This is a genomic window from Paraburkholderia nodosa, assembly GCF_001718195.1.
Classification (GTDB): domain Bacteria; phylum Pseudomonadota; class Gammaproteobacteria; order Burkholderiales; family Burkholderiaceae; genus Paraburkholderia; species Paraburkholderia nodosa_A.
In genome coordinates, this window is sequence record NZ_MCNV01000035.1 from 14,642 (window position 1) to 34,148 (window position 19,507).

A 19,507-nucleotide genomic window follows, 5' to 3' on the forward strand; every position below is an offset into this window, starting at 1 on the left:
GGGCATACGAGAGCTACAAGAGGGCTTGAGCGGGCCCGGCACCAGGGTATATAAAAGCGCGCAACGGCGGTCGCGGGCCGCGTCGGCCGGCACCGCCAGGGCAGCGCGCGAAGAGGAGGGCGGGCATGAAAGTATTGGTAATCGAAGACGAGCGCAAGGTCGTCGACTACTTGCGGAGCGGACTCACGGAGCAGGGCTGGGTCGTGGATGTCGCCATGGACGGCGAGGAAGGCGCGTGGATGGCCACGGAGTACGACTTCGACGTGATCGTGCTCGACGTCATGCTGCCGAAGCTCGACGGCTTCGGCGTACTGCGCGCCGTGCGCACGAAGAAGGACACGCCGGTCATCATGCTGACGGCGCGCGACCGCGTGGACGACCGTGTGCACGGTCTGCGCGACGGCGCCGACGACTATCTCACCAAGCCGTTCTCCTTCCTCGAGCTCGTCGAGCGGCTGCGCGCGCTCACGCGGCGCGCACGCACGCAGGAATCCACGCTGATTTCGGTGGGCGATCTGCAGGTGGATCTCATCAGCCGCCGCGCGACGCGTGACGGTGTGCGCCTCGATCTCACGGCGAAGGAATTCCAGTTGCTTTCGGTGCTCGCGCGTCGGCGCGGCGAGATTCTTTCCAAGACGCTCATCACCGAGCTGGTCTGGGACGTGAATTTCGAAAGCAATGCGAACGTGGTGGAAACGGCGATCAAGCGGCTGCGTGCCAAGCTCGACGGCCCGCACGCGGCAAAGCTGCTGCACACGATACGCGGCATGGGCTACGTGCTCGAAGTGCGCGAGGAAGGAGGCCAGACGTCATGAAACGCTCGATCTCGCTGCGGCTTTCGGCGATGTTCGCAGCGGTGTCGCTCATCGTGTTCACGCTCACGGGCGCGGGCCTCTTCTTCCTGATGCAGCGTCAACTCTTCAACGAGTTGCGCGAAACGCTCGACACGCGTGCGCGCATTGCGAGCCTGATCGTTTCGCACGCACCGGACGTGCAGAAGTGGGCCTTCGTGCAGGAAAAGCTGCGCGACCTCTCGCCTGCTGATAGCCGCATGCATTACTACGTCGAAGGCCCCGATCCGCGCTTTCGTTTCGGTACGCCCATCGTCGGCAAGGTCACCGGCGACGTCGGCCCGAATCATCTGCTCGTGCGCCCGCCCGGCTGCAGCTACGACATCATCACGACGACCTTTATCGTACCCGCGAGCGGCGACCGGCCTCAGGTGAAACTCGTGGTCGGCAGCGACTGCGTGCGCACCGAAGGCATGCTGCGGCGCTTCGGCATTGCGCTCGGCGTGCTGATCGCGCTGTCCACCATTGCAGTCGCGCTGCTGAGCCGCGCGGTGACGCGCTTCGGACTCGCCCCGCTCACGCGCCTCTCGCGCGAGGCCTCGCAGTTGAGCCCATCGAACCGGCGCCAGCGTCTGCACTCGGACGAACTGCCCGAGGAGTTGCACGAACTCGCCACATCGTTCAATGGCGCGCTGGAGCGTCTCGACAAGGCCTACGAGCGGCTCGAATCATTCAACGCCGATGTGGCGCACGAGCTGCGCACGCCGGTGAGCATCCTGATTGGCCAGACCCAGGTGGCACTCACGCGCGACCGTTCGGTCGAACAGCTGCAACAGACGCTGCAATCGAATCTTGAGGAATTCGAACGATTGCGCGTGATCGTGAACGACATGCTGTTCCTCTCGCGCAGCGATCGCGGCGAACGCGCGACCGACCTCACGGAAGTGTCGTTGCGCTCGGAGATCGAACGCATGCTCGATTTTCTGGAGATGCCGCTGGAAGAGGCACAGCTGCGCGTGGAAGTGCAGGGCGATGCGCGGGCTTGGGTGAATACATCGCTGATCGGCCGCGCCGTGAGCAATCTGTTCGTCAACGCGATCCAGCATTCGCAGCCTGGCACGACGCTGCGCGCCACGGTCGCGCCGCAGAACGGTCACGTCGAGATCGCCGTGTCGAACCCCGGCGAGCCGCTCGATCCGGTCACGCGCGAGCATATTTTCGACCGCTTCTACCGCATTCAGGAGGCGCGCTCGAACAGCCACGAAAATCACGGGCTCGGGCTGTCGATCGTCAAGGCCGTGGCGGAAATGCACGGCGGCACGGTGTTCGTGCGCAGCGCGGACGGCATCAACACGTTCGGTTTTTCGGTGGCCGTGGACGGCGCCGAAGCGCCCGAAGCGCCTGTTGCCGGTATTGCACGCCAGGGCCGCGCCGGCGTGCCGCTGCACGTTTCGCCATAGCGCAGCCCTAATGCTGCCCGAAAGCCGCGCTTAGACGGGCTCGTCTTCCACGGGCGTGCTTTCGTTTTCGATGTTGTGCTGGTCCTTGCGCAGCAGGTCCCAGCAGCTGATGAAAAGCGCGGCGACGAGCGGCCCGATCACGAAGCCGTTGATGCCGATGAGCGAAATGCCGCCGAGCGTCGAGATCAGCACGACCCAGTCGGGCAGGCGCGTGTCCTTGCCCACGAGCACGGGGCGCAGCACGTTGTCGACGGTGCCGATCACGACGGAGCCGAAGACGATCAGCCCGACGCCCTTCGCCACCGCGCCCGTGGAAAGGAAGTAGATCGCAATGGGCCCCCACACGAGCGCCGCGCCCACGGCGGGCAACAGCGAGAGCAGCATCATCACGAAGCCCCACAGCAGCGCCCCCTGAATGCCGAGCACCCAGAGCGCGATACCGCCCAGGCCGCCCTGCACGACCGCCACGGCCACGTTGCCCTTCACCGTTGCGCGGATCACCGTCGTGAACTTGCGCATGAGATGCAGCTTGTGCTGCTCGTCGAGCGGAATGGCGTCGCGCACGAGCCGCGAAATTTCGCGGCCGTCGCGCACGAGGAAAAAGAACAGATAGAGCATCACGCCGAAACTCACCAGAAATTGCAGCGTGTTCTGCCCGAAGGAGAAAGCACGCGTGGCGACGAACTGGCTGATCTCCGCGGCGCCCGCCGAAAGGCGCTGCTGCAGCCCCGGCAGATCCATGAGGTCGTAGCGCGCTAGCAGGTTCTGAATCGACTCGGGCATGGCATGGACGATCTGCGTGAAGTAGGCGCCGAAGTCGAGGCTGCCGCTTCGCACCCCCTGATAGGCCAAGGCGACCTGCTGCACCAGCGTGGCCGTCACCAGCGTGAGCGGAAAGATCACGATGACGAGGCAGATGGTGAGCGTAATGAGCGCGGCGATATTGCGCCGCCGCCCGAGCCGGGCGACGAGCCGGCGCTGCACGGGCTGGAAGATCAATGCAAGTATGGCGCCCCAGAGCACCGTGCTGAAGAACGGCGCGAGGATGAAGCAAAGCGCGATGGACACCGTGAACAACAGCAAATAGAACGATGTCTGGTGAAGCTGCTTGTTGCCTTCCATGTGCGATGGATTCCAGTTAAAGCGGCAGGCGGACGAACGGCGGCATCGTCCGATGATACCGGCAAGGCCGCGCGGGCCGTCGGGCGCAGCGCGCCCAGGGGTTCACTGTGCGCCCACCAGCCGCACGCGCGTGATTTCCGAAGGCGCGCCAAGGCGCTTGGGCGGCCCCCAGTAGCCCGTGCCGCGGCTCGTGTAGACCCACAGGCTGCCGAGTTTTTCGAGGCCCGCAGTGAACGGCTGCTGCAGCCGCACGAGAAAATTCCACGGGAAAATCTGGCCGCCGTGCGTGTGGCCGGAGAGTTGCAGCGTGAAGCCCGCATCGACGGCGGCGTGGGCCGTGCGCGGCTGGTGCGCGAGCAGCACGCGCGTGTTGACGTCGGCGGGCGCGCCGCGCAGCGCTTCGGCCGGATCGCTGCGGTGCGCGGGATCGAACTGGCCGCCCGTGTAGTCGGTCACGCCGGCCAGCACGAGCCGCGCGCCGCCATGCTCGATCACCACATGCTGGTTCATCAGCACCGTGAGGCCGATGCGGCGGAACTCGGCAATCCAGGCGTCCGCGCCCGAGTAGTACTCGTGGTTGCCGGTCACGAGATACACGCCGTGATGCGCGTTGAGCTTGCCGAGCGGCGCGGTGTGCGCGGCGAGATGCGCCACGCTGCCGTCCACCACGTCGCCCGTGATAGCGACCACGTCGGCGTCGAGCTGGTTCACGGCGCGCACGATGGCGTCGACGTAGCCGTGCTTGATCGTCGGGCCGACGTGGATGTCGCTCAGTTGCACGATCGTGAAGCCGTCGAGCGCGGCGGGCAGGCCGCGAATCGGCACCTCGACGTTGCGCACGCGCGCGCGCCGCCGCGCGTTGAAGAAGCCGAACCCGGAGGAGAGGAACGCAAGCGCGATCACCGCGGCGGCGCTCACGGTGCGCCAGCCGGCGAGATCGATGGCTTTGGGCCACAGTGCCTCCACGGTCATGGCCGAGGCGAGCACGATGTCGCGCGCGATCGTCAGCATGAGCAGCGACGAGAAGAAGCCCATGGCGAGCATGCCGATCCAGGCGAGGCGGTCGCCGAGCGGCTGGCGCTTGAAGCGCCGCGCGAGCATGCCGGGCGGGATGAACAGCACCGAGAGCACGAGCCACAGCACGGCGAGCCACTTGCCGGCGGCTGGCACGCTCAGGTCGGGAATCAGGCGAAAGCCGACATAAACATGCAGCAGCACGCCGATGGCGATGAAGCGGACCAGAAAGGAGAGTCGGGGCATGGCGGCGCGAACGGATGGGAGCGGACCGGCGTGGGCTGGCGTGCCGGGCTCGGCGCGCTGCAGCAAAGCCCAACCATCGAGGCCCGGTCGAAACCCGGCCGACCGGGCAGTAGAGGTAGGCTGCGTTGCATTTTACCGGCGCAGCAGACTTCGTGCCGATAGATGGCGGCGGATTGGGGTTTGCGCGCTGCGATGCATCATCGACGGCTTTACCTCTCGTGCATCGACATACATGCATGCGTGTATGCGTGGGCCTTGACGCTTTCTCGCCTCCGACTGTGGCAGTGCGGCATTTCCCTGGATTGCCAGCGCGATCTCACCCGTCGCACTATGTTCCCGTTGGGGCCGAGCGCACTCTATTAAACGTCCATTGAATCGGCCCTTGCGATGGACTATGCTCGAAATGAGGCCCGCGTGGTTTCGGGCGCTCTGGGGGAGACGGATCATGAAAGGAATCCGGCCGGTCGCACATGGGCTGCATGAGGGTTTGCATGGTCGTCACGTCGGGCACGAGGGCAGCCATGTCATGCTGCCGATGGTCGTTCTGTCGATCATGGCCATCGCGCTGTATATCGCGGTCAAGAACATCGACATTCTCGAAATTGGCCGAAGCGCGTTGTTCGATGTCGTGATGGTGTTCGTCGCGCTCGGTATTGCGGGTATGTTTGGCGTGCTGGGCGCCTGGCTGCGATCCCGCACCACCGACGAACCCGCCGAAGGCTTCTGCTTCGTCGGCGCGCTCATCGGCGCGGCGGTGTTCTACATCGCACTGCTCACCTGATTCGCCTGTTTGTCGTTTCTGTTGATTCGCAATCCTGCGGGAGGCGAGGGCGGGCGGCGGCCGGGTCCGCGCCATGCGAAACTGTGTGCTTTCCCGCTCGATAGAAGCACTCCCGATGTTCGATCTTTTCGACGATACGCCTGCCCCTGACGTGGCATGGCATCCGGCATGGCTCGCACCAGAGCCGGCTGCCGAGGCGCTCGCGCGCATCATCGCCGAGGCCGACTGGCGCCAGGAACGTATTCGCACGCCCGGCGGCTGGGTGGACCAGCCGCGCCTCACGGCCTGGCAGGGCGACGAAGGCGCGGTGTACGTCTATTCAGGCATCCGAAACATCCCGCAGCCGTGGACGAGCCAGGTAGCCGAGCTGCGCGACGCCATCTCTGCGCTTTGCGGCGTTCGCTTCAACAGCGTGCTGCTCAACCGTTACCGCACGGGAACGGACAGCATGGGCTGGCACGCGGACCACGAACCCGAACTCGGCCCCGAGCCGGTGATTGCCTCGCTGAGCCTCGGTGCGACGCGGCGCTTCGACTTGCGCCACAACGCGACGGGCGTGGTGCGTTCTTTTCAGCTGACGAGTGGCAGCCTGCTCGTGATGCAGGGCAAGACCCAGGCGCAATGGCGGCATCGCGTGCCGAAGGAGCCCGCCGTGAGCGGCGAACGCGTGAACCTCACGTTTCGCGTGATCACGCCGGGTTTGCGGAAATAGACGTCTAGATCGCTGTGGAAGGGCATTAAATCGCCGATGTTCATTGCGCGGATTACGCTCGCGCGAGTAGCTGGGCGCTAAAAATAAAATAAGAATTTATGCGCATAAACGCCAAACTCGGCATTTGCGCAGCGATCAGAGGTCCTGGCCGAGCCGGCGCCGCACGATTGCGACGAGACGCTCTAGCGGCAAACTCGAGCCCGCGAGCGCGGTCACCTCGGGATACTGCTCGCGCGCGATGTCCGTGAGCACCGGGCCGGGCGGCGCTTCGACCAGCACGCTCGCGCCGGACTCGATCATGACGGTGAGCGCGTCGTACCAGCGCACCGTGTAGCGCATATTGGTGGCAAGATCGGCGCGAACGGCGTCGGCGGTGTAGAGGGGCCTGCCGCCGCGATTGTCGACGTAGACGCTGCGCGGCGTACGAAACGGTATGTCGCGCGCCCACTCGGTGAGCGCATCGGCGGCATCGGCCAATAGTTCGCAATGCGAAGGAACGGCCACCGCGAGCCGTTGCGCCTTGCGCGCACCAGCTTCGAGCGCGCGGGCCGCGAAGGCTTCGAGCGCGCCGTCGGCGCCGGCCACGACGATCTGGCGCGGCGCGTTGACGTTCGCCACATACACTCGCTCGCCGCCTTCGCGCGCATGCGCATCGGCGAGCGTTTCGACCTGCGTCTCGCTCAGCCCCGCGACGGCCGTGAGGCCGTAGCCCGAGGGCCACGCGTTTTCCATCAACTCGGCGCGTTTGCGCACCATCCGCAGTGCGTCGCCAAACGCCAGGGCCTCGCAGCTTACCGCGGCCGCATAGGCGCCCACGGAAAGCCCTGCGCTGAATTGCGGCGCGAGTCCTTCGTGCGCGAGCGCACGCGCCACGGCCACGCCCGCGACCACGAGGCCGATCTGAACGGCAATCGTGGAGCGCAAGGCGTCGCCGCTATCGAGCGTGATGACGTCGAAGCCGAGTGCCGCCGACGCCTCGTCGAGCGTGGCCCGCACGGCGTCGTGTTGCGGCAGCCTGTGGAGGAAGCCGGCGTTTTGCGCGCCCTGGCCCGGAAAGAGCAGGGCGAGCGTCATGCTGCTTGCCACGGGTCGGCGACAAGTTGCGCACCGCTGGAAGCGCGCGCGAGCACGCGCGGCTTGTGGGCAGCGAGTTCGGCGAGCGCGACACCGCCTGCGGGCGTTTCGAGTTGCGCGTCGATGCGTGTGCCTGCGCGGCTGGCGGCCTGCGCGAGCGACTGCGCAAGCGACTCGATCGCCGCGCGTGAGACGCGTTGCGGCAGGCGAATCAGGATGTCGAGATCGCTCGATGCGGTGAGGGTGGGTACGCCCGTGGCGAGTTCGAAGCCGGCGCTGCCCGTTGGGCCCCAAACGTAACTGCGCAATGGCGAGGCGCCCGTGCGCAGGGTAGCAAGCGCGATGAACGCAGGCAATGCGCGGCGTGCGCGAAGCGGCTCAACGCCGAGCAGATCCTCCGGACTGGCGGATGATTCGATATCCTCAGTATTGAGCCAGGTGCCGAAGCGCTCCGAACGTACGCTGCCGCGCACGCCCACAGCCACGAAACCCGACGCCGCGCACGTGCGCCGCACGACCACCCAGGGCGCGCGCGCAAGCGCGCCGCGTACCCAATCCGGCTCGTCGCCTGATGGGGTATGGCGCGCGATGCGCAGCAGGTCGTGCGCGCGCCAGCGCGTGTCGTCCACGCGCGGCGCGTCGGCAGCGAACGGCGGGGCGGCGCACACGCGCATCAGCTGGCGCCCCACTGTTGCGCGAGGCGCTTGCGCACCTCGATCGATGCCGCACGCGTACGCTGCGCCGACGCGCCTTGCAGACGATGCGCGAGGCCGCTCTTGTCGCCGCGTGCTTCCCGCACCCTCTGTGCGAGCACATCACGCACGCGTGCAATCTGCGCATCGCTCGGCGCGTCGGCATCGACGCCTTCGATCAACTCGTCGAGCAGACCGAGCTTCGCGAACGAAGCCATCGAATACGACATCGGCACGATCTTTTCGCCCAACTCGTCGAGGTCCTCGACGCTGCGCCGCGTGACCCGCGCCGCCGCTTCCTTGCCCATGGCGTGGACCATCGTGCCGGGCGCGTCGAGCGCGACGATGCGGTTGGCCTGATAGCCGTGCGCGAGGAACGCGCCGGACATGGCGGGCCCGACGATCAGCGCCACTACGGGATGCCCCGCGAGCCGCGCGCTCGCGTAGGCGTCCACGGCCGAGGCGCAGGCGAGGTGAATGCCGAGCATCTCCTCGCGATAGCCGTAGGCCTGGCTCTTCACATCGACGATCGCAATGATGGGGCGGCGCTTGCCGCTCGCGGCGTCCTCGGCAATCGCTTCGCGCACCGCCTTCGCGAGACGCCAGCCCTGTTCGAGGCCCACCACGTTGTCGCGCGCACGCGGAAAGCGGTTCGCGGGATCGGGTGCGACGGTGATGAAGCGCGCGGTCTCGTCGTCGAGCGGCGCGTCGGCGTATTGCACGCACGCGCCTTGTGTGTCTACGCCCGCGAGGGCGCGCAGCCAGCGTGAACCGCGGCTCGTCGTCGTGTCGTTCATGCGTTTTCTCCGCGCAGGTTCAGGGGCGAAGCGGTGAACACCGCACGCATCGTTTCTGGGGTGACGCTGGCGGGATCGATCTGCGCGAGTTTCGCGAGCGTGGCGTCTACATCCGCCGAGCGCGGCGTGTGCGGCGCGCCTTGTGCAAACGCCGCGCGCACGGCGGCGCGCACGTCGTCCACGGCGTCTTCGACGAGCGCATCGGCGAAACCGGTTTGCGCGCGCTGCTCGCCGCCGATCAATTGCCACACCTGACGGCGATCGCTCGAATCGAGTTCCTCGATGCCGGCTTCCTGCTCGATCACCTCAGGGCCATTCATGCCGAGGCGCCCTTGCTTCGTCATCACGAGCGTCGAACACAGGGCCGCCGCGAGCGACATGCCGCCAAAACAACCCACCATGCCCGCGATCACGCCGACCACGGGCACATGCGCGCGCAACGCGACGATGGCCGACTGGATCTCCGCAATCACAGCGAGGCCGAGATTGGCCTCCTGCAAACGCACGCCACCGGTTTCGAACAGGATGACGGGCCGCACGATCTTGCCGCGCTCGCAGTCGGCGAGCGCCAGTTCGAGTGCGGCGGCGATCTTGCTGCCCGACACTTCGCCGATGCTGCCGCCCTGGAATGCCGATTCGATCGCGGCTACGACAGCGGGCTGCCCGTCGATGGTGCCGCGCGCGATCACTGCGCCGTCGTCGGCCTGGCAGACGATGCCCTGCAACGGCAGCCACGGCGATTCGATACGGTCGAAGGGCCCAAGAAGTTCTCGGAACGTGCCCGCGTCCAGCACGGCGGCCGCGCGTTCGCGCGCGCTCAATTCGATGAAGCTCTCGCGCAGCAGCGCGCCGGGCGTCAGTTGATTCGTGCTGCTCATGACTGCGCCTCCTGCGCGGCTTCCACGGCTTCCGCGAGACGGAGCGCCACCACGCCGGGCGTGGCGCCGAAGTCGTTGATCTCGATGAGCGCCGCGCCGTCGTAGCGCGTGAAGAAGCGGTCGAGCACGCTCTTCCAGATGTGGCTATAGCCGTCCACGCTCGTATGCACGACCACGCGTGCCTGCATGTCGCTCGCGGGCTGCAGCAGCACTTCGAGATCGCCCGAGCCCACCACGCCCACGTGGGCGCGCGTCGTCACGGCGCGTTGCGCCGGATAGTCGAATGTCAGTTGTTCCATGAAACCGTCCTCCCGCCCATGCGGTGCTGAACCAGTCTGTCGATGAAAAGCGTCGCGGCAAGCAGATCGGCCGCGCCACCCGGCGATGCGTTGAGTGCGAGCAACGCGCGTTCGAGCGCATCGAACGCGGCGCGGCCGGCTTGCGTGGCAAGGCCGCCCGCGTCCCGTACGCGCTGCGCGCCCGCTCGAGCGGCCTCGCGCCCGGCGAGCCCCGAGCGATGCAGCACGCAGGTGTCGTCGAGCGAGGCCATGATCGCGAGCAAGGCGTCCACGCGCGCGTGGGCTTCGTCGTGGCCTCGCGCGCGCGCGGCGTGCAGTGCGGGCAGGCCCACGCGCACGACATGCGGAAAACCCTCTTGCGCTTCGCTGCGCGCACCGCCTACGTTGTAGCGCTGACGCACGCGCTCGCCGTTGCTTTGCACGGGCTGCGCGAGCAGGTCGTCGAAGCGCGCGATCTGTGCAGCCGTTTCGCAGATGTGCGCCGCGTGGGCAAATTCGCTGTCGCTGCTTTGCGGCGTATGCACGATCGCCGCGCCCGCCACCAGCAGACCGACAATCCAGATCGCGCCGCGATGCGCGTTGCTGCCTTGCGTCGCGCGCATCATCGCGGCTTCGCCGGCACGGCCGATGCGTGCGAGATCGGTGCGCAGCGCGGTGCCGGGCGCGGCCCGGCGCGAAGCGCGCGCGAGCGCTTCGAACGTGGGCTCGAGCGCATGCGCCGAGCGCAGCATCGTCGCGAGATCGAGATCGCTGTGCGCGCCGCTACCGCGTGCGTCCACGAGCGCGGGCTTGGGCGTGAGGCGCGCCTCTTCGATCAGCGCGTCGCGGGCGAAGCGGGCGAGCTGCGCGTCGCAGGAGGACGGCCGCGAGTCGCTGGCGCACGGGAGCCGCCGCGCGAGACCCGCCGAGCCCTCGGCAAGCACCGTAAGAGGAAGCGTACGCATCGCGCTTACCAGCTACGGAATCGGGCCGGCGGCGTATAGAGCCCGCCCGACCACGTCACCAGATCGTCGATGCTGCGTGCCGCGAGCAGCGAGCGCTTGGCTTCGCCGCGCAAAATGCCGAGATCCTCGGGGAACTGCACGATGCCGCGGCGGCGCAGTTCGTCGGTTTTCTGCTGCTGGGCGCGCAGGCCGATCGGCGTCACGCCCGCCACGGCCGCGAGCGCGGCGCGGCGCTCGTCGATGCCCTCTGCGCGATGCAGGTGCGCAATGCCTTCTTCGGTCACGACATGGCTCACGTCGTCGCCATAGATCATCACGGGCGCGACAGGCATGCCGCTCTTCTGGCCCACGGCGATGGCGTCGAGTTCGTCGACGAAGGTCGGCTCGCCGCCTTTCTTCCACGTTTCCGCCAGTTGCACAACGAGCTTGTGGCCGCGCGAAACCGGGCCGTTGTCCTTGAGCAGCTTGAGCCATGCTTCGCTCGCATGGCGCCGACCACGCGGATCGTGGCCCATGTTCGGCGCGCCGCCAAAGCCCGCGAGCCGGCCGCGCGTGACGGTGGACGAATTCGCGTCCGCGTCGATCTGCAGCGTCGAGCCGATGAAGAGATCCACTGCGTATTGCCCCGCGAGCTGGCACAGCACGCGGTTCGAGCGCAGGCTGCCGTCGCTGCCCGTGAAGAACACATCGGGCCGCGCGGCGATATAGGCTTCCATGCCCACTTCGCTGCCGAAGCAATGCACACTCTCCACCCAGCCCGATTCGATGGCGGGAATCAGCGTGGGGTGCGGATTGAGCGTCCAGTTGCGGCAGATCTTGCCCCTGAGGCCCAGCGATTCGCCGTACGTGGGGAGCAGCAATTCGATCGCGGCGGTGTCGAAGCCGATACCGTGATTCAGCGCGGCGATGCCATAGGGCGCGTAAATGCCCTTGATGACCATCATCGCGGTGAGCACCTGCAAGTCGCCGATGTGGCGCGGATCGCGCGTAAAGAGCGGCTCGACCGCGAACGGGCGGTCGGCCTGCACGACCACGTCGACCCACGAGCCGGGAATGTCCACGCGCGGCAGTTCATCGACAATTTCGTTGACCTGAACGATCACGATGCCCTGGCTGAACGCGGCGGCCTCGGCGATGGTCGGCGTGTCTTCGGTGTTCGGGCCGGTGTAGAGATTGCCGTGGCGGTCGGCTTTCTCGGCGCACAGCAGCGCGACCTGGGGAATCAGGTCGACGAACATGCGTGCGTACAGCTCGACATAGGTATGGATCGCGCCCACTTCGAGCTGGCCGTCTTCGAGCAGTTGCGCGACGCGCAGGCTCTGCGGCCCCGCGAACGCGAAGTCCACGCGGTGCGCGATGCCGCGCTCGAACAGCGTCAGATGCTCGGGGCGGCTGATGCTCGAAATGAGCAGGTGAACGTTGTTGACCTTGGCCGGATCGGCCTTGGCCAGCGAGCGCGAGAGGAAGTCGGCCTGCTTCTGGTTGTCGCCTTCGAGCGCGACGCGGTCGCCCGGGCGGATCAGCAGTTCGAGCGCATCGGTCATGCGCGAGGCGGGCAGGACGCCGTCCTCGAGCCAGCCCGACACGGCGGCGAGGCGGCGGGCCTTGTCGTCGCGGCGTGTGGTCCACGAACGCGGCGCGAGGTCAGGCGAGGTTGGCGTATCAGCTTGAGGCTTCATCGGCAGTTCGGCTCCGTGAGCGGGAAGAGGCGGTGCGCGGTTTTGCGGCGGCAGTTTGCACCGAAGGTGGCACTGAAGTTGCCACTGCAGGCAGCGCGGCGCGCTCGGTCAGGAAACGGTAGATGAGTTCGCCCGTGCCGAGCAGGTGCTTGGCCACGAGCTTTTGCGCGGTGGGCACGTCGCCGCGCTTCACGGCGGCGAGAATTTCGGCGTGCTCACTATCGGATTCGCCCTTGTATTCGGGAAAGCCGAATTTCAGGCGCAGATAGCGTTCGCCGCGGCGATGCAGGGCGGTGAGCATCTCCATGAGCTGCGGGCGGCCGGCGGGCGCGTAGAGGTTCATGTGAAAAGCCTCGTTGCGCGCGACATAGAGCGACGGATCGCGTTCGCGTTTCGCGGCGGCGGCCAGCGCGGTCACTTCGCGCAGCGTGGCGCTCGTGTGATTCGGAATGGCGAGGCCGAGCGCGAGGCTTTCGAGCGCGGAGCGGATCTCGTAGATCTCGCGCGCTTCGTCGGCGGAGAGCGAGGCCACGCTCGCGCCCTTGTTTACCTCGATCTTCGCCCAGCCTTCGCTCGCGAGCTGGCGCAGCGCCTCGCGCACGGGGATCGCGCTGACCGAGAAATGCCGCGCGATCGCGTCCTGGCGCAGCGGCGCATTGGGCGCGAGCTTGCCCTCGACGATCGCGCTGCGCAGGGCGTCGGCGATCATGCGCGAGGTGCTGGTGCGAGGCGCTGCCGCGCCTTCCAGGGGAAAACCATTCGTTGCGTCGCTCATGAGATCAAATATTATATATAAAACGACCAAGGCGAAAGCCTCGAAAACCCGCAACGCAGAAACACCAGATTCACTATAGACGGGTAAGAAGAACGGGGGCTTACAGGGAGTTCCTGAAGAGGGCCGGCACTGCCGCGGCCTGCATTTCCGCGTTTCGCGGCGTGCGTGCGCATCTTGCTGCGTGGGCTGGCGAGGCATTAATGGAGAGAGGAGCATCATGAATTCGATCACCGAGTCCGCACGGCGAACTCGCACCAAGACACCGCTCAACCGGTCGCAGATCGCCGGTTTCTGGGGCGCCTGGGCAGGCTGGACGCTCGACGGGATGGACTCGTTCATCTACGCACTCGTGCTCACGCCCGCGCTCACGGAGCTGCTGCCGCGCTCGGGCTATGAGGCGAGTGCGGCGAACATCGGGCTTGCCGGCTCGATCCTGTTCGCGCTCTTCCTCGTGGGCTGGGGGCTGTCCTTCATCTGGGGGCCGCTTGCGGACCGCTTCGGGCGCACGCGCGTGCTGGCCGGCACTATCTTCATGTTTGCGATCTTCACGGGACTTTCGGCTACCGCGCAGAGCGTCTGGTCGCTCGGCATCTATCGCTTTCTCGCGGGCGTGGGCATCGGCGGGGAGTGGGCGCTCGCGGGCACTTACGTGGCCGAATCGTGGCCCGAAGACCGTCGCAAGATGGGCGCGGGCTATCTGCAGACGGGGTACTACGCGGGCTTCTTCATTGCGGCCGCGCTCAATTACACGGTCGGCGTGCACTTCGGCTGGCGCGCCATGTTCCTCACGGGTGCGGTGCCGGTGGTGGTGGCCATTCTCGTGCTCACGCGTGTGGAGGAGCCGGCCAAGTGGCAGAAGTCGGAGGCGAGCCATGTGCACCGCGGCCACCCGCTGCGTGAAATCTTCGGCGATGTCTACCGCCTGCGCACCGTGGTGGCGTGCGCGCTGCTGACCATCGCGATCATCGGGTTGTGGGCAGGCGCGGTTTATGAGCCGTCCGCCGTGATCCAGCTGGCGACGAAGGCGGGCGCGAACAAGTCCGAGGCGATCCGCACGGCTTCTATCGCCACGGGCATCCTGTCGATCGGCACGATTCTGGGTTGTCTCGCACTGCCGCCCATGGCCGAGCGCATCGGCCGCAGGTGGACGCTCGCCGTCTATTTCGCTGGCATGGCCGTGACGATCGCGGCGAGCTTCGGCTGGGCGTTCTACCTGCAGAACGGGCTCGTGCCGTTCATCGCGCTGCTCTTCGTGCTGGGCTTCTTCGGCGGCAACTTCGCGCTGTTCAGCCTGTGGCTGCCCGAACAGTTCGAAACGCGTGTGCGCGCAACGGCGTTCGCGTTCTGCACGTCGTTTGGCCGCTTCGTGGGCGCGGGCGTGAACTTCCTGCTTGGCGCGGCCGTCCTGCGTATGCATACGCTCGGCGTGCCGGTGGCGCTCACGGCGCTGGCCTTCGTTCTCGGGCTTCTGATCATTCCGTTCGCGCCGGAAACGAAGGGTCAAACGCTGCCTTCATGAGCCCGATATGCGGCGCGTTGGTTAGCGCCGCGCCTTCACGAGCCTCGGCGGCAACAGGCGCCAGCCGAGATTGACCCCGAGGCTCGCCGCCACGATCAGCGCCATGCCCGCAAGCTGCGGCACACTCAGTGCGCGACCGTAGACGATCGCATCGACGGCGATCGCAGTGAGCGGATACACGAACAGCAGCACGGCGATCACGGGCGTGGTCAACATCGGCAGCGCGCCGTAGATCAGCACGTACGATAGCCCCGTGTGCAGCACCCCCATGCCCACGAGCCAGCCCCATTGCGTGGCCGAGATATGCACGAGTTCGAGCGGCGCAAAAAATGGCGCGATGAGCGGCAGGCACACGGAGCCCACCACGCATTGCGTCAGCGTGAGCAGATGCGGGCGAAAGTTGCGCAGGCTCTTGGCGATCAGTGTGACGCTCGCATAGAGCACCGAACCGCCCAGCGACTCGCCAATGCCGATCATGTAGCTCGTGCGATCGGCCACATGGGCTTCGGCGAGCACGCCGGAAGCGAGCACGAGCCCCACGAACGCGATGCCGATCCAGCCCAGCCGGTCGGCGCCGAGCCGCTCATGAAAGATCGCCGCGCCCATCAGCACGACCCAGAACGGCTGCACATGGAACACGACCGTCGAAACGGCAATGCTCGTGCGATGGATCGCGTCGAAGAAAGCCACCCACTGCGTGACCATCAGCACGCCTGAAATCACCGCGAGCGCGAGCGTGCGGCGCGTGAACTGCCGCGGCGAGAGCCAGCCCTTGTACGCGCAGTACCCGGCGAGCGCGAGCATGCCGAAAAAGCAGCGGAAGAACACGAGCGTGAGGGCGCCGAGACGCGCCTCCTCGACGAACACGCCGATCGTGCCCATCAGGAGGCCGCCGCCCGCGAGCATGAAGACGCCTTGCTGACGGTTGCCGTGATGTTCGGATTGCATGGCCGGAGCGGGGGATCGAAAGGGGTTGGAGACAGGTTAAGTATTCGCCGGTTGCGGGGCGCGGGCAAACGAATTAAATTGAAGAATTCCATCAACGCAGCTTATGAATAGGCCGCTACCCGGCCACCCAGCGTATGAACCCCGAATTCGACATCGATTTGCTGCGCACCTTCGCCGCCGTCGCGGACGCGGGCAGCTTCACGAAGGGTGCCGTGGCCGTGCATCGATCGCAGGCGGCGGTGAGCATGCAGGTCAAGCGGCTCGAGCAGATGCTCGGCACCACGCTATTTACGCGCGATACGCGCAATCTCGCGCTCACGCGCCCGGGCAACACGCTGCTCGAATATGCGCGGCGCGCGCTCGATCTGCAGGAGGAGGCGTGGGCGGCGCTGGTGCGGCCCGAGGTGACGGGGCGCGTGGTGCTCGGCGCGCCCGACGACTATATGGCGTCGCTGCTGTCACCGGTGTTGCGGCGCTTCTCGACGCTCTATCCGCATGTGGAGATCGAGATCGTCTGTGCGCAGAGCGTCGCGCTCGGGCCGATGCTGGCGGACAACAAGATCGACATCGCGTTCGTCACGCGTGACCGCAAGATGCGCGGCGAGTTCGTGCGCGCCGAGGAGATGGTCTGGGTGGGGTCCGCCACCGACCCCGCGCCGCTTGCCATGTCGCCGTTGCCGGTGGGGCTCTACGAGCATGGCAGCGTGGCGCGCGCGCATACCGTGGCGGCGCTCGACGGCGCGCACATCCGCTACCGCGCTGCATATAGCAGTGCGAGCTTGATGGGTTTGACGGCGACGGTGGAGGCGGGCATTGCGATCGTCGCGCTCACGCGCTGCAGCGTGCCGGCGCGCTTCGCGATCCTCGGCGAGGCGCAGGGTCTGCCGAAGATCGAGCCACTGGAAATCGTGGTGGCGCGCAGCGTCAAATCGAACCGGCCGACTTGCGACTACCTCGCGCAGCAGATGGTGCAGGACCTTTCGGTGCCGCGTCAGCGCGGATAGACGCTCACTTCGCCGCCCACCGCGAGCCGCACGCGCTCGCCTTCGCGCGGCGTGCGATAGCCGGGCACCCGCGCTCGGATCGTTGCGTGCGCATCGATCAATTGCAGCGTGAGCGCGGCATCCTGGCCCTCGAAGGTGATGGCCTGCACCACCGCTTCGAGCGCGCCGTCGCGCTGGTCGGTTTCGGGGAGCACGTCGATCTGCTCGGGGCGCAGCATCACATCCACGGCGCCTTCTGCCGCATGCTGGTCTGGCTGGATCGGCAGCGCGCCGAGCACGCAATGCGCCCGCCCGTTGGCCACCGTTCCCCGTAGTAGCACCGCCTCGCCGATGAAGGCCGCGAGTTCGCGCGTGGCCGGGCGGCGATACAGCGTTTGCGGCGGCCCGCTCTGCAGCAGCTTGCCGCGCCACAGCACGGCGACCTCGTGGCCGAGCGAGAGCGCCTCGGCCTGGTCGTGCGTGACGAGCACGGCGGTCGCGCCGGCGGCGGCGAGCGCGCGCGCCACGGCTTCGCGCGTTTCGACGCGCAGCGCGGCGTCGAGCGACGAGAATGGTTCGTCAAGCATCACGAGGCCGGGCGAGGGCGCGAGCGCGCGAGCGAGCGCCACGCGCTGCTGCTGGCCACCCGAGAGCTGTTGCGGCGCGCGCAAAGCATAGGATTCCGGAAGACCGACGAGTTCGAGCAATTCGGCCACGCGATGCTGCGTGCGCCGCTGCGCACGCGGCAGGCCGAACACGATGTTCTCGGCAACCGTGAGGTGCGGAAAGAGCGCACCCTCTTGCGGCACGTAGCCGATATGACGTTGCTCGGTCGGCAGATGCAGCCGGTCTGCGGCGACGCGGCGGCCGTCGATCTCGATCGTGCCGGCGTCGGCGCGTTCGAAGCCGCACAGCACGCGCAGCAGCGTGGTCTTGCCGCTGCCCGACGGCCCGAGTAGCGCGACGAGCGAACCCGAGCGCACGGAAAGATCGATGCCGTGCAGGACCGGATGGCCGTCGAAGGCCTTTTTCAGGCCGGAAATGCGAAGTGTGCTCATGGGCTAACTTGGGGCTAACTTTCGGGCTAACTGAGGCTCAGGCGTCGTCGGGCGGCGCGTTGATCGTATCGACCGGCATATTGACCGTTGCATGGCCCGCGAGCGCGGAGCGGCCCGCAAACGCGAACAGCAGACCCGAAGCGGCGAGCGAAAGTGCGGTGAGGAGCGCGGCATAGGGCGCGGCGGCCGCGAAGGCGAGCGTCGAGGTGTCGGTCCAGACCTGCGTGGCGAGCGTGTGCGTGCCGATGGGCGCGAGCAGCAGCGTGGCGTTCAGTTCGGTGACCACCGAGATGAATACCATCGAGGCCGCCGCGCCGAGGCCCGGACCCGCGAGCGGCAGCACGACGCGGCGCAACGTTGCGAACCATCCCAGGCCGAGCGCGCGCGCCGTATCTTCGAGGCGCTGCTGTGCTTGCAGGAGCGCCGCGCGCACACTAACGAGAGCCAGCGGCAGACAGAGGATCGCGTACGCCGTAATCAGCAGTGTGGTGCCCTGGTAGAGCGGTTCGAGCGCGCGCACCGCGAGGGAAACGATGGCAAGCGCAATGACGAGACTGGGCACGCCCTGCGCGATGAAGGCCGTGCGTTCGAGAAACGTGGCGGCGCGGCCGGGATGGCGCGCGAGCAAATACGCGAGCGGCAGCGCGAGCAGCGTGGTGAAAAACGCGGCCGTGAGTCCGAGGCGCAGCGAGGCGAACGTGGTCGAAACCAGCAACTCAGGCGAGACATCGGCGGGCGTGATCGCGGCTGCGCCGGGCTGCGTGAGCCAGTAGCCGATCATCGCGAGCGGCACGCCTAGCGTCGCCACATTGAGCGCGACGAAACCCGCCGCCATAGGCCAGCGCCAGCGGCCGAGCGCATGGCGCACGCTCACGCGGCGCGCGCCGCGATCCACGCGCTCGTAGCGCGCGCGTCCGCGCACGCGGAACTCGAGCACGAGGCACACGAGGCAGAGCAGGATCAGCACGCAGGCCAGCAGCGAGGCGCCGCCGCCATCGAAGCTCGTGCGGTATTCCGCGTAGATTTCGGTGGTGAACGTGCGAAAGCGCAGCAGCGTGAATGCGCCGAATTCGGAGAGCACGCCAAGCGCGACGAGCAGCATCGAGCCGAACAGCGCGGGACGCAGTTGCGGCAGCACGACGCGCACGAAAACAGCCCAGCGGTTGCAGCCGAGCGCGCGCGCCGATTCTTCGAGTGCGGGATCGAGGCCGCGCAGCGCGGCGGCCACGGGCAAATAGACGAGCGGGAAGTAGGCCGTCGTGATGACGATGAACGCGCCGAGGAAGTCCTGCAAATCGAGGCTCAGCGAGACCCACGCGAAGCTGGTGACGAACGCGGGCATGGCGAGCGGCGCGGCGGCGAGGAGCGCCCAGGCGCGCCGCCCCGGCACGTCAGTACGCTCGACGAGCCACGCCACCGCGGTGCCGAGCACAGCACAGGCGAGCGTGGCCGAAACGGTAATCGAGAGCGTGTTGACGAGCAACTCGCCAACCAGCGGCCGGAAGATCAGTTCGGCGGCGTCGGCCAGACCAAAGGACAGCGCGCGCCAGAACGTCAGCGCGAGCGGCAGCAGCACCAGCAGCGGGCCGAGCGCGGCGGCGGCGAAGAGCGCGCGCGGCGCACGCCGCCGCGCGCGCAGGGGCGGGACCCCCGCGACATCGACTTGATGAGACTTTGGCACGGCTTGTGCCGTCGTCACTGCTTCGCTCACGATATTGCTTCGTACTCCATGCCG

Annotated in this window: 19 protein-coding genes; 6 read left to right on the forward strand and 13 right to left on the reverse strand. The window is 67.2% G+C overall.

Annotated elements, in window-relative coordinates; all coding sequences use genetic code 11:
- Positions 1–125 precede the first annotated feature (125 nt).
- Entirely contained in the window at positions 126–815 is a 690-nt protein-coding gene (locus tag BFD71_RS34525) for a heavy metal response regulator transcription factor (RefSeq protein WP_042265081.1), read from the forward strand.
- Positions 812–2,251, forward strand: a complete 1,440-nt coding sequence (locus tag BFD71_RS34530) for a heavy metal sensor histidine kinase (protein WP_069268710.1) — start codon at positions 812–814, stop codon at positions 2,249–2,251. The genes BFD71_RS34525 and BFD71_RS34530 overlap by 4 nt, the downstream gene beginning before the upstream one ends.
- Positions 2,252–2,281: 30 nt before the next feature.
- Here the strand turns inward: BFD71_RS34530 and BFD71_RS34535 are convergent, their stop codons facing one another.
- Together BFD71_RS34535 and BFD71_RS34540 are read right to left on the reverse strand one after the other, a co-directional pair.
- The gene (locus BFD71_RS34535) at positions 2,282–3,373 is read right to left on the reverse strand and encodes an AI-2E family transporter (protein ID WP_069268711.1); all 1,092 of its coding nucleotides are present in this window, start codon (positions 3,371–3,373) and stop codon (positions 2,282–2,284) included.
- 102 nt (positions 3,374–3,475) lie between these two features.
- A complete protein-coding gene (locus tag BFD71_RS34540) occupies positions 3,476–4,633 on the reverse strand; it encodes a metallophosphoesterase (RefSeq protein WP_069268712.1) in 1,158 nt (385 codons plus the stop codon).
- A gap of 445 nt (positions 4,634–5,078) precedes the next feature.
- On the opposite strand from BFD71_RS34540, the gene BFD71_RS34545 reads away from it, so the two are divergent.
- Positions 5,079–5,414, forward strand: a complete 336-nt coding sequence (locus BFD71_RS34545) for a hypothetical protein (protein ID WP_069268713.1) — start codon at positions 5,079–5,081, stop codon at positions 5,412–5,414.
- Positions 5,415–5,529: 115 nt separating this feature from the next.
- Positions 5,530–6,126, forward strand: a complete 597-nt coding sequence (locus tag BFD71_RS34550) for an alpha-ketoglutarate-dependent dioxygenase AlkB family protein (RefSeq protein ID WP_069268714.1) — start codon at positions 5,530–5,532, stop codon at positions 6,124–6,126.
- 135 nt (positions 6,127–6,261) lie between these two features.
- Here BFD71_RS34550 and mdcH read toward each other — a convergent pair whose 3' ends face one another.
- From mdcH to BFD71_RS34590, 8 genes are read right to left on the reverse strand one after another with little or no spacing between them, the layout of a single operon-like run.
- Positions 6,262–7,200, reverse strand: a complete 939-nt coding sequence (mdcH, locus tag BFD71_RS34555; protein WP_069268715.1) for a malonate decarboxylase subunit epsilon — start codon at positions 7,198–7,200, stop codon at positions 6,262–6,264.
- A complete protein-coding gene (locus BFD71_RS34560) occupies positions 7,197–7,889 on the reverse strand; it encodes a malonate decarboxylase holo-ACP synthase (RefSeq protein WP_370684336.1) in 693 nt (230 codons plus the stop codon). Before BFD71_RS34560 ends, mdcH begins: the two co-directional genes overlap by 4 nt.
- A complete protein-coding gene (gene mdcE / locus BFD71_RS34565) occupies positions 7,874–8,689 on the reverse strand; it encodes a biotin-independent malonate decarboxylase subunit gamma (RefSeq protein WP_069268716.1) in 816 nt (271 codons plus the stop codon). Before mdcE ends, BFD71_RS34560 begins: the two co-directional genes overlap by 16 nt.
- Positions 8,686–9,567 carry a biotin-independent malonate decarboxylase subunit beta gene (locus BFD71_RS34570; RefSeq protein WP_069268717.1) on the reverse strand — a complete coding sequence of 294 codons (882 nt, stop codon included), beginning with the start codon at positions 9,565–9,567 and terminating at the stop codon, positions 8,686–8,688. Before BFD71_RS34570 ends, mdcE begins: the two co-directional genes overlap by 4 nt.
- Positions 9,564–9,866 (reverse strand): malonate decarboxylase subunit delta, encoded by a 303-nt coding sequence (locus BFD71_RS34575; protein ID WP_042265098.1) that lies wholly within the window; start codon positions 9,864–9,866, stop codon positions 9,564–9,566. Before BFD71_RS34575 ends, BFD71_RS34570 begins: the two co-directional genes overlap by 4 nt.
- Positions 9,854–10,810 carry a triphosphoribosyl-dephospho-CoA synthase gene (locus BFD71_RS34580; protein ID WP_069268718.1) on the reverse strand — a complete coding sequence of 319 codons (957 nt, stop codon included), beginning with the start codon at positions 10,808–10,810 and terminating at the stop codon, positions 9,854–9,856. Before BFD71_RS34580 ends, BFD71_RS34575 begins: the two co-directional genes overlap by 13 nt.
- Before the next feature lie 5 nt (positions 10,811–10,815).
- Positions 10,816–12,489 (reverse strand): malonate decarboxylase subunit alpha, encoded by a 1,674-nt coding sequence (gene mdcA, locus BFD71_RS34585; RefSeq protein WP_069268719.1) that lies wholly within the window; start codon positions 12,487–12,489, stop codon positions 10,816–10,818.
- Positions 12,473–13,264 (reverse strand): GntR family transcriptional regulator, encoded by a 792-nt coding sequence (locus tag BFD71_RS34590; RefSeq protein ID WP_083245633.1) that lies wholly within the window; start codon positions 13,262–13,264, stop codon positions 12,473–12,475. The genes mdcA and BFD71_RS34590 overlap by 17 nt, the downstream gene beginning before the upstream one ends.
- A gap of 217 nt (positions 13,265–13,481) precedes the next feature.
- Here BFD71_RS34590 and BFD71_RS34595 point away from each other — a divergent pair, with 217 nt between their 5' ends.
- Positions 13,482–14,783 (forward strand): MFS transporter, encoded by a 1,302-nt coding sequence (locus BFD71_RS34595; protein WP_069268720.1) that lies wholly within the window; start codon positions 13,482–13,484, stop codon positions 14,781–14,783.
- Between the two features lie 21 nt (positions 14,784–14,804).
- Here BFD71_RS34595 and BFD71_RS34600 read toward each other — a convergent pair whose 3' ends face one another.
- Entirely contained in the window at positions 14,805–15,731 is a 927-nt protein-coding gene (locus BFD71_RS34600; RefSeq protein WP_069268721.1) for a DMT family transporter, read from the reverse strand.
- A gap of 134 nt (positions 15,732–15,865) precedes the next feature.
- On the opposite strand from BFD71_RS34600, the gene BFD71_RS34605 reads away from it, so the two are divergent.
- Positions 15,866–16,735, forward strand: a complete 870-nt coding sequence (locus BFD71_RS34605) for a LysR family transcriptional regulator (protein WP_069268722.1) — start codon at positions 15,866–15,868, stop codon at positions 16,733–16,735.
- Here the strand turns inward: BFD71_RS34605 and BFD71_RS34610 are convergent.
- Both BFD71_RS34610 and BFD71_RS34615 read right to left on the reverse strand, forming a co-directional pair.
- Positions 16,723–17,772 carry an ABC transporter ATP-binding protein gene (locus BFD71_RS34610; protein ID WP_069268723.1) on the reverse strand — a complete coding sequence of 350 codons (1,050 nt, stop codon included), beginning with the start codon at positions 17,770–17,772 and terminating at the stop codon, positions 16,723–16,725. The genes BFD71_RS34605 and BFD71_RS34610 overlap by 13 nt on opposite strands.
- 37 nt (positions 17,773–17,809) lie before the next feature.
- Complete coding sequence (locus tag BFD71_RS34615; protein WP_069268751.1) at positions 17,810–19,453, reverse strand: ABC transporter permease; 1,644 nt, start codon at positions 19,451–19,453, stop codon at positions 17,810–17,812.
- Positions 19,454–19,507: the final 54 nt, after the last annotated feature.

Excerpts from the sequence above, each read along its gene's own strand:
- BFD71_RS34525 (WP_042265081.1), top strand. The coding sequence starts at position 126 with ATGAAAGTATTGGTAATCGAAGACGAGCGCAAGGTCGTCGACTACTTG.
- BFD71_RS34530 (WP_069268710.1), top strand. The coding sequence starts at position 812 with ATGAAACGCTCGATCTCGCTGCGGCTTTCGGCGATGTTCGCAGCGGTG.
- BFD71_RS34535 (WP_069268711.1), bottom strand. The coding sequence starts at position 3,373 with ATGGAAGGCAACAAGCAGCTTCACCAGACATCGTTCTATTTGCTGTTG.
- BFD71_RS34540 (WP_069268712.1), bottom strand. The coding sequence starts at position 4,633 with ATGCCCCGACTCTCCTTTCTGGTCCGCTTCATCGCCATCGGCGTGCTG.
- BFD71_RS34545 (WP_069268713.1), top strand. The coding sequence starts at position 5,079 with ATGAAAGGAATCCGGCCGGTCGCACATGGGCTGCATGAGGGTTTGCAT.
- BFD71_RS34550 (WP_069268714.1), top strand. The coding sequence starts at position 5,530 with ATGTTCGATCTTTTCGACGATACGCCTGCCCCTGACGTGGCATGGCAT.
- mdcH (WP_069268715.1), bottom strand. The coding sequence starts at position 7,200 with ATGACGCTCGCCCTGCTCTTTCCGGGCCAGGGCGCGCAAAACGCCGGC.
- mdcE (WP_069268716.1), bottom strand. The coding sequence starts at position 8,689 with ATGAACGACACGACGACGAGCCGCGGTTCACGCTGGCTGCGCGCCCTC.
- BFD71_RS34570 (WP_069268717.1), bottom strand. The coding sequence starts at position 9,567 with ATGAGCAGCACGAATCAACTGACGCCCGGCGCGCTGCTGCGCGAGAGC.
- BFD71_RS34575 (WP_042265098.1), bottom strand. The coding sequence starts at position 9,866 with ATGGAACAACTGACATTCGACTATCCGGCGCAACGCGCCGTGACGACG.
- BFD71_RS34580 (WP_069268718.1), bottom strand. The coding sequence starts at position 10,810 with ATGCGTACGCTTCCTCTTACGGTGCTTGCCGAGGGCTCGGCGGGTCTC.
- mdcA (WP_069268719.1), bottom strand. The coding sequence starts at position 12,489 with ATGAAGCCTCAAGCTGATACGCCAACCTCGCCTGACCTCGCGCCGCGT.
- BFD71_RS34590 (WP_083245633.1), bottom strand. The coding sequence starts at position 13,264 with ATGAGCGACGCAACGAATGGTTTTCCCCTGGAAGGCGCGGCAGCGCCT.
- BFD71_RS34595 (WP_069268720.1), top strand. The coding sequence starts at position 13,482 with ATGAATTCGATCACCGAGTCCGCACGGCGAACTCGCACCAAGACACCG.
- BFD71_RS34600 (WP_069268721.1), bottom strand. The coding sequence starts at position 15,731 with ATGCAATCCGAACATCACGGCAACCGTCAGCAAGGCGTCTTCATGCTC.
- BFD71_RS34605 (WP_069268722.1), top strand. The coding sequence starts at position 15,866 with ATGAACCCCGAATTCGACATCGATTTGCTGCGCACCTTCGCCGCCGTC.
- BFD71_RS34610 (WP_069268723.1), bottom strand. The coding sequence starts at position 17,772 with ATGAGCACACTTCGCATTTCCGGCCTGAAAAAGGCCTTCGACGGCCAT.